Source organism: Actinoplanes flavus (genome assembly GCF_017592555.1).
Taxonomy (GTDB): domain Bacteria; phylum Actinomycetota; class Actinomycetes; order Mycobacteriales; family Micromonosporaceae; genus Actinoplanes; species Actinoplanes flavus.
This window is the reverse complement of the sequence record NZ_JAGFNS010000035.1, coordinates 25,119-39,352: the sequence shown is the minus strand read 5'-3', so window position 1 is coordinate 39,352 and position 14,234 is coordinate 25,119. Positions and strand designations below refer to the sequence as shown.

Below are 14,234 nucleotides of genomic sequence, written 5' to 3'. Positions count from 1 at the left end.
GAACGCCGCTGACGGGCCGGCGTCCCACCGTCACGATCGCCCTCACCAGGCGTCGCTCCGCAGGTCGTCCAGTACCTGCCGGGTCACCGCCACCGCACGCCGCTCCGGTCGTGGTGTGGCGTGGCGGACGCTTTTCGGCCGGCTCTGCGGCAGCACCCGCAGGAGCCGGCGGCGCAGCCGTTCCCGATCGGTGTTTCCGCTGGCTCCGGCCGTGGTGCGGCGCCATGCCATGGTGCCGCCCGCGACGCAGAGCCGGGCCGATTCCGGCGCCGTCCCGGCCGCGGGTTCGGTCACGCCCAGCAGCGCGTCGCGCCATCGGCACGCCGTCCGCTCCCAGTCACGGCTGCGGACGCCTATCTCGCGCAGCGTGGTGCCGCCGAACCGGATGTCCAGCAGGGCGGTGGCGATCGCCTCGGCGCGGGCCGCGTGCCCGGCGAACGGCGAGGCGGCCAGCAGTTCCCGGTCGGCGTCCGGCACCACCCCGGTGAGCCCGATCCGGGCCACCACCGCGTCGGCCACGCACCAGCGCAGCACCGGCGGCGGGTAGCCGACGTCGGGCCGCAGCAGGGTGCCGGGCGTGCCGCGTTCCAGCTCCATCACCGACCAGGTCGGGGCGGTGCCCTTGGTGACGGCCGCGGTGGCGTCGGCGAACAGTTCGATCGCCCAGTTCCGCCAGTCCCGCTGTTCGTCGTCGCCGGCGCCGGCCCGTGCGGCGGCCGCCTCGAGCGCCGCCGACGGTGAGCCGTCGCGGTCCTCGACCGCCTCGGCGGCGACCTGGTGCCCGCACTCGTGGGCGATGACCACCAGCCACCACGGCCGCCGGGTGACCGTCGACGGCAGCGCGATCGTGGACAGCGGCATCAGCTTCGTCCATCGGGCCAGCACCGGTTCGGACGGGGCGCGCAGGTCACGGGGCACCTCGTCGCGGGCGGTGGAGACGGCCATGTCGATCGGGGCGACGTGCGGCAGCGGCGTGGGCGGGCGGGTCTCGTCGTCCGGGTACAGCGCCTGCCAGGTGCTGCGCACGATCTCGTCGGCGGCGGCCAGGGTGGGCCGGTAGCCGTCCTCGAGCCGCTGGTCGAGGCGGTCGGCGTACCACCGCCAGAACCGTCGCAGCAGGGCGGTCCGGTGGTCGGCCCGGCGGCACTCCTCGTAGAGTTCGCCGCCCGCCGCCACGGCCGCACGGTCGAGCAGGTCGTGACGTACCTGATCGATGCCGGCTCCGGCTATCTCCGCCAGCAACGACAGCTGGTCGAGATATTGACCTTGCGGTCCGAGCCGTTTGGCGGAAACCGTCCAATCGGCGAGGTCGTCCCGCAACTGGTCGAGATCGGAAATGGATTCCTCGAGTCGGAACCGGGTGGCTGCCTCCTGCACGCTGGTCACCATAGGGTCCGGTACGGGGAGGGTGAACGGCCTGTTTGTCCGTCGTTCCGGGACTTGCCGAACGTTCCCCACTATGGGTTAAACATTCCGGTCGAGTGAAGGCCCCATTAGTTCCAGGAAGGTTGCCCGGCAGGCCAAAAAGGTGAGGTCGGAACGGGTCCAGGAATGATCATCACAAACGGTGACATTGCGATGTGCCCGTCGGTGGGCGAACTATGGCCTGGTGCCACCCGTATACGTCATCATGAAATTCCGCGGGACCAAGCCGTCGCTTCAGCTATGTCCGCTACGTGAGCTGGAGGGAATTCATGAGTCCAACGTGGCGTGAGAATTTCTCGCACGACACCGACGGGATCATCGCCGTCATTATCCGCTCCCGGTGGACGGCTCTGATTCTCGCCTCCGGCGCGGTGGCGACGATTCTCGTGCGCACCCGGTCCGCGCCCAGCGCGATCCAGTGGTTCTCCCTCGGGATGCTGGTGATCGCCGTCGGCGTCCTCGTGCTGATCCCGTTCCTGCACCGCAGACGGCCCCCGGCCCGCGACTATCTCGTGCCGTCCGCGCTCGCCGCCCTGCCCCCGGTCTTCGTCGGCCGCAAGGACGAGATGGACCAGCTCGACACCACTCTGGACGGCGCGGGCGGGATCCGGGTCGCGGTGATCGCCGGTCCCAACGGCATCGGCAAGACCGCTCTGGCCGCGGTGGCCGCCACCCGGCTCGCCGCACGCTATCCGGGTGGCACCCTGTTCGGCGATCTGAGCCGGGAACCGCACGTCTCCGGCGGGGAACGCGACGACGACCGGATCCTGGCGGACGTCCTCGGCGTCTTCATCACCGGCCTCGGCGACCCGGACCTGGAGGTGCCGGCCACCCTCGGCGAGCGGGCCGCGCTGTTCCGGGCGCTGGCGGCCCGGCACCGGCCGGTGGTCGTGCTCGACGACGCCGACGACCCGGCACTGGTCCGGCGGCTGCTGCCGGACGGCGCCGGATGCGCGGTGCTGGTCACCACCGCGGACGGCGCGGCCTTCGAGGACTGCGGCTGGCCCCTTCTGGACCTCCAGCCGCTGGCCGAGGAACCGTCGATGGACCTGATCCGGGCCATGGTGTCGGAAACCTGGGTGGACGACGACGAGACCTGCCGGCGCATCGTCCGCGCCCTGCACGGCCACCCCAACGCGCTGCGGTTGACCGCCACCCAGCTGGCCAGCCGCAGCGGCTCGCACGCCGACGCCATCCGGCGCATCTACAGCGATCCGGCCACCACCCTGTCGGTCCTGCGCCAGCGCCGCGGCCACGGAGCCGCCGTCACGGTGGCGATCCAGGTCAGCTACAACCTGCTGGGCGACGACGAGCGGCGCGGGCTGCGGTTGATCGGCTGCCTGGGCCGTACCTCGTTCCCGTTGTCCGCTCTCGTGCCGTTGACCGGCACCGACGAGACCGAGACGCAGCGGGTGGTGGACCGGCTGCTGGTCGCCGGTTTCCTGTCCCGGACCAGCAGCGACCCGCTCGGCGTGCCGGTCTACCGGGTCAGCGAGGACGTGCTGCTGTTCGCCCGGCAGAAGTTCCAGGAGGAGAGCAAACCGGACGACCGGGCCCGGCTGCTCCAGCGCCGGCGCCGGGAACCGGCCGCCGACATCGGCGGCGCGGTCACGGCGGCCCGGGCCCGGCTGGAGGCCGGCGATCTCGGCCGGGCGCTGGCCACCGCCCGGCGCGCGGTCGAACTGGCCCGCGCCACCGGCGACGAACGGATGGATCTCGCACTGGCCACCCTGGCCGAGGTACGGGTGGAGTCCGGGGTGGCCGGGCCGCTGCGGGACTTCGTACCGGCCGGTCTGATCGACGAGACGGCGCCCCGCCTCGCCACCTACCGGGCGCACCGGTGTGCCGCCGTGCTGGCGATGCGCCGCCGCGACGAGCACGCCGCCCGCCGGTCGCTGGCCTGGATCGTCGACAACTGCGGTGCCTCCGAACCCGACGAGGCCGAGGAACTGGTGCTGGCGCTCCTCCAGACCGCCCGGCTGGAGAGCCGCCGCAACGTGGAACTCGGCCGCGCCGCCGTCGAACAGGCCGCCCGGATCTGCGCCACCCTGCCGGACGAGGGCATCGATCTGCGGGCCCGCCTCTACCGAGCTCACGGCCGGGTGCACGGCCGCGCCCACCAGCGTGACGAGGCTCAGCGGGCGGTCCACGAGGCGGAACGCTGGGCCCTGCGGCGGGGCCAGCACCTGCGGCTGGCGTGGATCGCCTACGACCGGGCCAAACTCGCCCAAACGGACGCCTGCTCCGAGGAGGCCTTCCGCTACGCCCGCGACGCGCTCTACGCGTTCTCCGACATGGAGCACCGGTACGGCCGGGGCCGTGCCGCCCTGCTGCTGGCCGAACTGCACTGGACCGACGCCGAACGATGGCCCGCGCACGGCGACGGTCACCGCCGACGGGCACAGACGCACTGGCAGGTGGCCCGCGACGAGTTGTCCGAGTGCGGCGACGACGCGGCCGAGCGCGCCCGCGAACGGTTCGCGCCGCCGTACGCCGAGGTGCGATGAAGCGGCTCTGGTCACGGCGTCTGCGCCGCCGTTCGACGGTGGTGTTCCCGCTGCTCTTCGCGCTGGTCGCGGTGACCGGCGCGTGGCAGGGCGACTGGTGGTCGGTGCTGCTGGCCGTCATCCAGCTGCTGCTGGCCGCCGCCGTCGCCACCGTGCTGGTGTGGCCCGACCGGCCACCCCGGCCGGCGCGGCGCCCCACCACGGGCCGGCTCGTCGGCCGGGCCGCCGACCTGAACCGGGTGATCGGCCTGCTCGGTGAGCCGCGGGAGACCGGCGCCCCGGCGCCCAAGGCGGTCCTGATCCACGGGATGCCGGGGGTCGGCAAGACCACGCTCGCCCGGCGGGCCGCGGACGCGGTGGCGGAGCACTACCCGGACGGTCACGTCCGGCTCTGCCTCACCGACGCGGGCGTGCCGGTGGCCAGCGGCGACCTGCTCACCATGGTGTTGCAGAAGCTGGCGTGGGCGTACGAGATCCCGGCGAACCCCAGCGAACGCGCCACCCTGTTCCGGGCCCGGGTGTCCGGGCGCCGCATCCTGTTCGTCTTCGACGACGCCCAGGAGCCGTCACAGCTGACCGAGCTGCTGCCGAACGCGCCCGGCTCCCTGGTCATCATCACCAGCCGCCGGAACCTGTCGCCGCAGCTCAACGTGCACGGATTCGCGCTCGACCCGCTTCCGGAGTGGGAGGCGCTGGACCTGCTCTGCTCGGTCACCGGCCTGGACGGGTTCACCGCCATCGAGTCGAGCGTCCGCCTGGTCCAGGCCTGCGGCCGGCTGCCCGCGGCGTTGCAGGCCCTCGGCGCGCGAGTCGCCGACGAGGACGCCGACCTGGCCCTGCTGAGCCCCGAGTCGATCGAGGCCGATCTGGGCCGCGCCAGCCGCCCGCGGTGGGCGACCGCGGCGGTGGCCGGGATAGCCGCCGAGTTCGGCCGGTTGAGCCGCCTGGAACGGGACGCGCTGTGCCTGCTCACCCAGGTACGGTCGCGGTCGTTCGCCTCCTGGGTGCTGGGGCCGCTGCTGCGGGTCAGCGCCGCGAAGAGCGACGTCATCGCCACCACCCTGGCCGGCGCCCGGCTGCTCGAACCGGCCGGCCGCGACGACCGGTTCGAGCTGGCCCGCTACCGGTTCCATCCGCTGGTCCGGACGTTCACCGAGGCGCACCTCAACCAGGACGCCGACCTGGCCTCGACGTGCCGGGACGCGCTGGACCGGCTGCGCGGCGTCTACCTGGAGCTGGCCCGGTCGGCGCTGGACGGCAGCGCCCAGCATCCGCTGCCCGGCCTGGACGTGGCCCACCACTGGATCCCGGAGACGTCGCCGCGCGCCGGTGCCGCCGAATGCCTCGCCTGGATCCGGTTCGAGCAGGAGAGCCTGTGGGAGGAGGTGCCGGCGCTGCTGGAGCGGGACCGGGACTTCGCCCTGCGGCTGGTGACCGGCTTCACCCGCCCGCATCCGGCCGCCGTAACGGTCGCCGCCCGGACCGGGTGGACCGAGATCACGCCGTCGCCGGTGCTGGCGTTCGACTATCTGCTGGCCCATGTGCGGATCGGCCTGATCGCCGGCCGCTACGAGCAGTGCGAGACGGTGATCGACGGCGTCCGGTCCCGGACCCGGCCCGAACTGCTGCGCGGCCGGGCGCTGATGCACCTGACGGCGGCCGAGGTCTACGGCGAGCTGGGCTGGGCGCAGCGGGCGAAACGGCACGTGGCCGAGGGGGAGGCACTGCTCGGGACGGGCGGCGAGCCCCGGCTGCGGTCCCGGTTGGAGGCGGCACGGCAGCTCGCCGACCCGTACCTGGACGGGCCGCTGCCGGACGACGCCTACTGGCGGGCGATGGTGTCGGCGACCCGGCATCACGTGCACCACCGCCACCGCAACGTGATCGACGACCTGTGCCCGGTCACCGGCCGGGAGCAGGGCGACGACCACCGCCGGACGATGCTGCACCGGCGGCTCGCCCAGGCGAACTGGGAACTGCACGACCAGTCCCGGGCGGACGTGGGCGCCGCCCTGCTCGCCGCGGCCCGGCACGCGATGCTGGCCGTGCTCGCCGCGGAGAGCACCGGCAACCGCTGGGAGCAGGCCCGCGGCCGGCTGCTGCTGGCCCGGGCGCTGACCGCCCACGGCCGCGACGAGGACGCCTGCACCCAGAGACATCTGGCCGAGAAGCTGATCGCGGACGGGGGGCGGCCACCGCCCTACCTGATGATCGGCGATCCGCAGTATTCGGCGCCCGGGCTCGTCGGCTGACCTACGGCGCCTCGCGCAGCACGATGCGACCGGGGCGGACCAGCAGGATGCGGCCGTCCTCGGCGACCGCGACCAGCTCACGCCACGGTTCGCCCTCGTACCGGTCCATCGGCACGCTGTCACAGTCGCCGTCGGTGCATCGCCACACGGTCTGCTGCCAGTGGCGGGCCGGTTCGCCGATGGTCACGTGGAAGCCGCGGTCCGGTCGGGCGGGCAGGGCGGCGGCCACGTAGACCGACGGTCCGGCGACCGCCAGCCCGCCCGTGCCGTTCGCGCTGCCGGTGGCCACCGGCGTGAGATCCGTGCCCCGGAACAGCCGCTCGTCGAAGTAGGCGACGGTCTGGTCGCCGGCGGTGGTCCAGACGCCTCGCGGCGGAACGCCGTCGTTGGCGGTCTCACGCGGGTTCGCGCAGGTCACCGGGTCGCAGCTGAACCGCAGGACGCTCATGCCGGTCCAGAACGCCGCGTCCGGGCGGCCGTCGGCGCCGATCGTGAGACGGGCGCGGGCTCCGTCGCCGTAGCCGTCGGCCGGGCTCCGGTCGGTGGCGCCGACCTCGTGCCGCTGAGGCGCGGAACACTCCAGGTCGGCGCAGCGGATCAGCGAGAACCGGTACCGCCCCAGCTCCCCGCCCTCGGCCGGCGCGGCCACGAAGAACCAGAGCGCGCCGTCCGGCGCCATCGCGCCGACGGCCTCCACCGACGCCATCGGGTCGAGCTTCACCTTGGCGCTCGCCCTCACCGGCAGCCAGGCGTTCCGGCAACCTTCCGGTACGCAGCGCGCATAGTGCAGGAACGGCCCGCCGCTGTCCGGTCCCCCGGTGACGGCCGTCTTGACGACCGTCCCGTCGGCGGCGATCCCGGCCGTGGCGTACTCCCCGATCGGGGACGGGCCGCCACTGACGTCGGTGTACTTCTCGCACAGATCGTCGTCGCAGAACCAGACCCCGGCGTCGGTCACGATCACCGGATGCCGCCCGGCCGGCCAGGCCACCGCGGCCGGCCGGAACGGTCCGGCGTCGTTGGTGCGGACCGGCCCACCGAACCGCCCGGCCACCGCCGGACCGCCGGCCACCAGCACGGCGACCGCCATCATGGCGACACCCGGCCAGACCCGGACCCCGCGGCCCGCCACCCGCTCCGAGCCCATTCCGGCCGGCTCTGCCGGTTCCACCCGGTCGGCCGAGCCGGCCGCGTCCGCCACGGTGGCGCGGTCTGCCGGGTCGGGCGAGTCGGCTGGATCAGGCGCGTCGGCCGGGTTCCGCGGCATGTGCCGGTGAGCGGCCAGGCCCACCTGCACGGCCAGCATGATCGGCAGCAGGACGGCCAACGCCACGGAGCCCGGGAGGAGATAGGCCGGAAGCGCCGGCGCCACCACCCCGCCCAGCAGGAACGTCGCCGACTCGCGCCATGACTCCGGCCGGTCCTGCGCCCCGCTCGCCCCGGAGGTCACGGCCAGCACCAGCCGGGATGCGACCAGCCCGCCCGCCGCGAGCACGGCCAGCACCAACGGCACCGAGCCGGTGCCGGCGACCATCACCATGCCGAGGTACACCGCCCCGCCGACGGCGACGAGCCCCGCCACGAAGACCGGCAGGAACGCGACCGCCCGCCGGAGGGCGCCCATCACACCCAGGCCGCGCGCGACGGCGCAGACCCCGGCGAGCAGCCCGACGATCCAGGCCGCCACCAGCACGCCGGGCATCACCCAGGCGACCGCCGGCCGGCCACCCGCGAACCGGCCCAGCACCGCCGTCACCAGCAGCGCGACCGCCGCCACCGGCAACAGGACCGCCGCCAGCACCCGCCGGGACTCCCACGCGAGCCGGTAACCCTCAGTAAGCATCGCGCCAGGATAGAGTCCTGATGATCTCGCCGCGACCCGGGTGTCAGGCGAGCATGCGCGCGAACTCCTCCGGCTCGATCACCGGAATGCCCAGCTGAGCCGCCTTCTTGGCCTTGGCCGTGGTGGTCTCGGCGGTGACCAGCGCGGTGGTCTTCGCCGACACGCTGCTGCTGGCCGACCCGCCCAGCGCCTCGATCCGCTCACTCACCGTCGTGCGCGTGTAGCCCGGCACCGAACCGGACACCACAAACGTCTTTCCGGCCAGCGGCTTCGCCCCACCGTCGTCGACCACCTCCATGGTCAGCCCGTGCGCGGTCAGGCGGTCGATGACGTCGCTCATCGCCACCAGACCGTCCACCACGTGCTGGGCCTTGATGAGGCCCATCTTGTCGATCTCGGCGATCTCCTCGACGGTGGCGGCCCGCAGCGCGGTCATCGACTTGAACCGCGCCGCCAGCCACCGCCCGACGCTGCGGCCGGTCATCCGGATGCCGAGCCCGGTGACCACCCGGTTGAACGGCTGCGCCTTGCTGGCCGCCAGCCCCGCGATGATCCGCTCCGCGTTGGCCCGGCCGAGCATGACCGTCCCGCCGGCCACGGTCCTGCCGACCGGCAACTCGGCGATGTCGTCGACGGCCAGCCCATACAGGTCGGCGACGTCGCGGGCCAGCCCCGCCTCGATGACGGCGTCGCAGAACGAGTCGCCGGCCCCGTCCACGTCGAGGGCCTCCCGGCTGCACCAGTACGCCAGCGCGTTCGCCGCCGCACACGAGGCGGTGTGGCAGCGCCAGAGCAGGCTGCTCCGGTCCCACGGCTCGCCGCACTGCGGGCACACCTCGGGCGCCACCCACGGGGTCAGCCCGTGCGGCTGCTCGCCGATCGGCGAGGTGACCCGTGGGATGACGTCACCGGCCCGCCACACGGCGACGGTCTGCCCGAGGGCGAGGCCCTGCTCGGCGACCCACTGTGGGTTGTGCAGGGTGGCCTTGGTGACGGTGGTGCCGCCGACCTGCACCGGGTCGATGATCGCGCGCAGGCTGATCCGCCCGGTCCGGCCGACGCGCACCTCGATCTCGCGCAGCACGGTGGAGGCGGTGTCCGGGGGGTATTTGAACGCGGTCGCCCAGTACGGCGTGCGGGAGGCGAGTCCGAGCCGCCGCCGGGTGCTCTCGGCATCGGCCTTGATGACCGCGCCGTCGATCGGGAAGACCAGCTCGGAGCGCCGGGCCCCGATCGCCTCGATGGCGGCGATCACCTCGTCGGCGGTGAACAGCTCGCCGCCGACCCCGTCGATGAGCCGGCAGGCGGCCGGGAAGCCGAGTTCCTCGGCCCGTGCCATCCGCCCGAGGTGGCTGCCGGACGCGTCGACCCCCTCGCCGGTGATCTCGTAGGTCGCGAAGGTCATGGGGGCTTCGTACGCCCGGTCGATGCTGCGGATCGCCCCGGCGACCGCGCCCCGCGAGTTGACGAAGGCCTTGCCGCCGGCGGCCACCCGGTTGGCGCTGGCCGCCTCGAAGTCCTCGACGGTCATGTAGACCTCGCCGCGCACCTCGCCGGTCCAGGGTGTGGCCAGCTCGGCCGGCAGCCCGGCCACACCGCGCCGGACCTGGGCGGTGACGTCCTCGCCGGTGGCGCCGTCACCGCGCAGCGCGGCCAGCACGAGGCGACCCGCCTCGTACTCCGCGCGGAGGGCGAGGCCGTCGAGCTTGACCTCGACCAGGCACCCGTCGCCGCCGAGGGTGGCGACGAACGCGGCCACCTCCTCCGGCGTCTTGATCTTGTCGAGGGAGAGCATCGCGGTGGGGTGCCGGACGTCGCCGCCCGCCGAGGCCCCCGCGGCCACGGCGGTCGTGACGCCCATGTCGTCCCAGTCCGGATGCTCGGTGAGGGCCGCGGCTATCCGGTCGGCCAGCACGTCGTACTCGGCGTCGGTCATCACCGCGTCGCCGGTGTCGTAATACGCCTGAGCCGCGTGCCGCGCCGACGCGACCGCCTGGTCGAACTCGGCTCGGGAGGCGAACGCGGCGATGCCCGGGGAAGGGGAACGATTGACCATGCCAGGAGGGTACGGCCGGGGTCCGACAATTTTCTCAGCCGCCGAGGAACGCCCGGATCCGCCGTGGATGGGCGGCTCGGAGCCCGCGGCTGGGGTTCGGTCCGATGAGCAGCCACACCGGCCGGCCCGCTCGTTCCCGTGGCGGAGACAGCCTCAGCGCCTCCCAAGGAGGTGGGCGACGCCGTCGACGTAGCCGGCCGGGTCGGTCGACGGGACCAGCAGGCGCTGGAGCACGTACCCCTGAAGGAGGCTGAGCATCGCCGCGCCGATCTGGTCCGGGTCGGCGCCGGGCGGCAGATTGCCGGCCGCCTGCCAGCGGCGGGCCACCTCCGCGCAGTGCCCGCGCAGCCGCCGCACCACCCACTGGGCCCGGTCGTACACCTCGGGGTTGCGCAGCGCCTCGGCCCACACCTGCACGCCGAGCCGGGTGATGTCCACGCCGGGAAGCGGCCCGTCGACGAGCCGCTCGTGGATCGCCGTGATCATCGCGGCCACCGCGTCGGCCGGCGACGGCGTGGCCCGGTCGGCGAGCAGCGCGCCGAAGACGTCGTCGGCGGTGGCGTGGGCGAGGTCGGCGACCGCCGCGATCAGCTCCTCCTTGCTGCGGAAATAGCTGTAGACGGCGCCCGCGGAGAGCCCGGACTCGGTGATCAGGTCGGCCATCGAGGCGCCGTGGAATCCCTTGACGGCGAAGACCCGGGCGGCCGCGGCGAGGATCTCGGCGCGGCGGCCGGCCCGGTGTTCGTCGGTGACGCGTGGCATGCGTCCCACGCTAAAACGAACGACCGTTCTTGACAAACACCGGCGACCGGCCCATCGTTTAAAACGAACCACCGTTCACTTTAACGAAGGAGCCGCCATGAAGCAGGTCACCGCCACGGTCGGGCTGCTCACGGTCATCGTCAGCGTCCTGCTCACCGCCTTCGCCTGGCCGGCGGTCCGGTCCTCGGTCCACGACGTGCCGATCGCCGTCGCCGGCCCGGCCCCCGCCGTCGCACAGGTCACCGGCGCGCTGGAGCAGCGCCTGCCGGGAGCGTTCGACGTCACCGCCGTCACCGACACGGCCGCCGCCGAGCGGCTGATCAAGGACCGGGAGGCGTACGGCGCGATCGATCTCACCTCCGGCACGCCCCAGGTGATCACCGCCTCGGCCGCCGGCCCCGCGGTCGCCCAGACCCTTCAGGCCCTCGGCACGGCACTCGCCCACGAGGGCCAGGCGCCCACCACCGCCGTACGCGATCTGGCCGCCCTGCCCGCCGACGACCCGCGCGGCGCCGGCCTGGCCGCCGGGGCACTGCCACTGGTGCTGGGCGGCATCCTGGCCGCCGTCCTGCTCACCGCCCGGGTCCGCGGCACCGGCCGCCGGGTGGCCGGCGCGCTCGCCTTCGCGGTGACCGGCGGCCTGGCGATGGCCGCGATCCTCCAGTTCTGGCTGGGCTCACTGAACGGCGACTACCTCGCCAACGCCGGCGCCATCGGACTCGCCGTCGCCGCCACCGCGCTCACCGTACTCGGCCTGGAATCCCTGCTCGGCATGGCCGGCGTCGGCATCGGAGCAGCGACCATGATGCTGATCGGCAACCCGCTGTCCGGCGCCTCGTCCGCCCCGCAGATGCTGCCCGGCTGGTCCGGCGAGCTCGGCCAGCTGCTGCCGCCCGGCGCCGGCGGAACACTGCTGCGCTCGACCGCCTTCTTCGACGGCGCCGCCGCCACCCGCCCGATCATCGTCCTGCTCGCCTGGCTCACCGTGGGCGCCCTGCTCTGCACGGCCGGCGCCCTGCGCGCCCGCCGCTCGGCACCGGCGCCCACCGAACCGGCCAGGGAAGCCGCCACGGTCACCGTCTAGATCCCCTCGAACCCTTTCCCGGTACGCGAGACCCCGCCCCGCCATCGTCGGACCGTCCCGTCCGCGCGGCGCGGGCTCGCTGCCGGGTCCGGCGGGACGGCCGGATCGGGGCGGAACGGCCTCACGCGTACCGAGAACGGATCTCGCGTCGCGGCGCCCCGGAGGCATATATTGGCGGGACGCCAATAAGGAAGGCTGGTCATGGACGCCGAAGCTGCCCGCTTCCGCCTCGCCGAGATCCGCGCGGCCGGCGGCGAGACCACGATCGACGAGCTCGACGAACTCTGGGCGGCCCTGCCACCGGTGCGCCCCGAGGACATCCTCGGTTCCTGGCGCGGGAGCGAGTTCGCCAGCGGCCACCGCTTCGAGGGCTACCTGCCGAAGATCCGCTGGCACGGCAAACGGTTCGACTCTCTCACCGAGGTGGCCCCGCTGGTCTGCCGCGGCGACGGCGGCGAGCTCTTCGACGACGTCGAGCGGGCCAAGGGCGGCGCCAGCCTGTGGCCGGTCGAGTTCCGTGGCGAGATCACGGCCACCATGGTCTACGACGGCCAACCCGTGCTCGACCACTTCAAATCGGCCGGCGAGAGCGTCCTGCTCGGCGTGATGAACGGCAAGGGCGTCCTGGACGAGGGCCGCCACTACTACTTCGTGCTCGAACGGGAGTGACCGGTGCGGATCCAGGCGGCTCTCGTCGAGCGGGCCGGAGCGGCCTTCACCATCCGGGACGTGGACCTGGAGCCGCCCCGCGACGACGAGGTGCTGGTCCGGATGACCGCGGCCGGCATCTGCCACACCGATCTGGCGATGCGCGGCCGCTGGCCGGAGAAGATCTCCCCGATGGTTTTCGGCCACGAGGGCGCGGGCGTCGTCGAGGCGGTCGGCGCCGCGGTCGGCTCGGTCCGGGTGGGCGACACGGTGGCGCTCAGTTACCGCAGCTGTGGTGGCTGCGACCTGTGCACCGGCGGCCATCCGGCCTACTGCCTGCGCAGCGATCTGAACATGCGCGGCACGCGGGCCGACGGGAGCAGCCCGCTCAGCCTCGACGGCTCCGCCGTCTTCGGCAACTTCTTCGGCCAGTCCAGCTTCGCGACACACGCCCTGGCCTATCAATCCAATGTGGTACGGGTTCCCGCCGCTCTCTCACCGCTGGTCGCCGCACCGCTGGGTTGCAGTGTGCAGACCGGCGCCGGCACCGTCCTCAATGTGCTGCGCCCCTCCCCCGGTGAGACGGTGGCCGTCTTCGGTTGCGGCGGTGTCGGCCTGAGCGCCGTGATGGCGGCCGTCTCGCTGGGTTGCACGGTCGTCGCCGTCGACCCGAACCCGGCCCGCCTGGACCTGGCGCTCTCCCTCGGCGCCACCGACACCGGCGTGACCGGCGCGCACCACGCGATCGACACCACCGGCCGCCCCGACGTGATCACCCGGGCCATCGGCGCACTGCGGCGGCGCGGCACGCTGGCCCTGGTCGGCCTGGGCGGGACGGCCGAGTTCGACATCATGACGGTGATCTACAACGGCATCCGCATCCGGGGCGTGATCGAGGGCGACGCCGCGCCGGCCACCTTCCTGCCGCAGCTCATCGACCTGCACCGGCTCGGCCGTCTGCCGGTGGAGCGGCTGGTCACCGAGTATCCGTTCACCGAGATCGAGGCCGCCGCCCGGGACGCCGCCACCGGCAAGGTGGTCAAACCGGTGCTCACTTTCGGGTAGACAGAGGCCTATGACATATCCGCCTCCGCAATATCACGGGGAATCCGGCGAGAAGAGCGCGTGGCACCGGCCCGCCGGCTCGAAGGCCGAACTCGTCTATCCGAACGGCACGCGCGTGCATTATCTGGCCACCGGCGCGTCGACGGGTGGCCTGTTCGGCCTCTACCGGTGGGAGTGCGGGCCGGAGGTGACCGGCCCGGATCCGCATTTCCACCGTTCCATCAGCGAGTCGTTCTACATCCTGTCCGGGGTGATGGGCATCTACAACGGGGAGCGGTGGATCGAGGCGGAACCCGGTGACTGGGTGCATGTCCCGATCGGTGGCGTGCACGGCTTCAAGAACCGGTCGGGCGCGCCGGTCTCGATGCTGCTGCACTTCTCGCCGGGCGCACCACGGGAGGGCTACTTCGAGGGACTGGCTCATCTGGACGAGATGAGCGACGACGAGAAGGCCGCGTTCTACGTGGAACACGACAACATATGGATCGACCAGCACTGATGTCTTCCGAAGCGCCGCGGGGCCCGGCCGGCTTGCCGGAGATGGCACCATGCGGCGCTTCGGCGGCCCCCGCGAGCAGCCTGTTTCCGATAT

10 protein-coding genes are annotated in these 14,234 nt (G+C 73.2%); 6 read left to right on the top strand and 4 right to left on the bottom strand.

Annotated elements, in window-relative coordinates:
* Positions 1 to 42: 42 nt before the first annotated feature.
* Positions 43 to 1,377, bottom strand: a complete 1,335-nt coding sequence (locus tag J5X75_RS37300) for a hypothetical protein (RefSeq protein ID WP_208472330.1) — start codon at positions 1,375 to 1,377, stop codon at positions 43 to 45.
* A 317-nt stretch (positions 1,378 to 1,694) separates the two neighbouring features.
* On the opposite strand from J5X75_RS37300, the gene J5X75_RS37295 reads away from it, so the two are divergent.
* Positions 1,695 to 3,932 (top strand): AAA family ATPase, encoded by a 2,238-nt coding sequence (locus J5X75_RS37295; protein ID WP_208472329.1) that lies wholly within the window; start codon positions 1,695 to 1,697, stop codon positions 3,930 to 3,932.
* Positions 3,929 to 6,184 carry an NB-ARC domain-containing protein gene (locus tag J5X75_RS37290; protein ID WP_208472328.1) on the top strand — a complete coding sequence of 752 codons (2,256 nt, stop codon included), beginning with the start codon at positions 3,929 to 3,931 and terminating at the stop codon, positions 6,182 to 6,184. Before J5X75_RS37295 ends, J5X75_RS37290 begins: the two co-directional genes overlap by 4 nt.
* Before the next feature lies 1 nt (position 6,185).
* Here J5X75_RS37290 and J5X75_RS37285 read toward each other — a convergent pair whose 3' ends face one another.
* From J5X75_RS37285 to J5X75_RS37275, 3 genes are all read right to left on the bottom strand, one after another.
* Positions 6,186 to 8,027 (bottom strand): hypothetical protein, encoded by a 1,842-nt coding sequence (locus J5X75_RS37285; protein WP_208472326.1) that lies wholly within the window; start codon positions 8,025 to 8,027, stop codon positions 6,186 to 6,188.
* Between the two features lie 43 nt (positions 8,028 to 8,070).
* Positions 8,071 to 10,083, bottom strand: coding sequence for an NAD-dependent DNA ligase LigA (ligA, locus tag J5X75_RS37280; RefSeq protein ID WP_208472324.1), 2,013 nt, complete (start codon positions 10,081 to 10,083; stop codon positions 8,071 to 8,073).
* A gap of 153 nt (positions 10,084 to 10,236) precedes the next feature.
* Entirely contained in the window at positions 10,237 to 10,845 is a 609-nt protein-coding gene (locus J5X75_RS37275; RefSeq protein WP_208472322.1) for a TetR/AcrR family transcriptional regulator, read from the bottom strand.
* Between the two features lie 97 nt (positions 10,846 to 10,942).
* Here J5X75_RS37275 and J5X75_RS37270 point away from each other — a divergent pair, with 97 nt between their 5' ends.
* The 4 genes from J5X75_RS37270 (at position 10,943) to J5X75_RS37255 (ending at position 14,141) form a co-directional block, all read left to right on the top strand.
* On the top strand, positions 10,943 to 11,929 hold the full coding sequence (locus J5X75_RS37270) for an ABC transporter permease (RefSeq protein ID WP_208472320.1): 987 nt from the start codon (positions 10,943 to 10,945) through the stop codon (positions 11,927 to 11,929).
* A gap of 201 nt (positions 11,930 to 12,130) precedes the next feature.
* Positions 12,131 to 12,598: a DUF4334 domain-containing protein gene (locus J5X75_RS37265; RefSeq protein WP_208472318.1), complete on the top strand. Its 468-nt coding sequence runs from the start codon at positions 12,131 to 12,133 to the stop codon at positions 12,596 to 12,598.
* A 3-nt stretch (positions 12,599 to 12,601) separates the two neighbouring features.
* Complete coding sequence (locus J5X75_RS37260) at positions 12,602 to 13,642, top strand: NAD(P)-dependent alcohol dehydrogenase (protein ID WP_208472316.1); 1,041 nt, start codon at positions 12,602 to 12,604, stop codon at positions 13,640 to 13,642.
* 10 nt (positions 13,643 to 13,652) lie between these two features.
* On the top strand, positions 13,653 to 14,141 hold the full coding sequence (locus J5X75_RS37255; RefSeq protein ID WP_208472315.1) for a cupin domain-containing protein: 489 nt from the start codon (positions 13,653 to 13,655) through the stop codon (positions 14,139 to 14,141).
* Positions 14,142 to 14,234 lie beyond the last annotated feature (93 nt).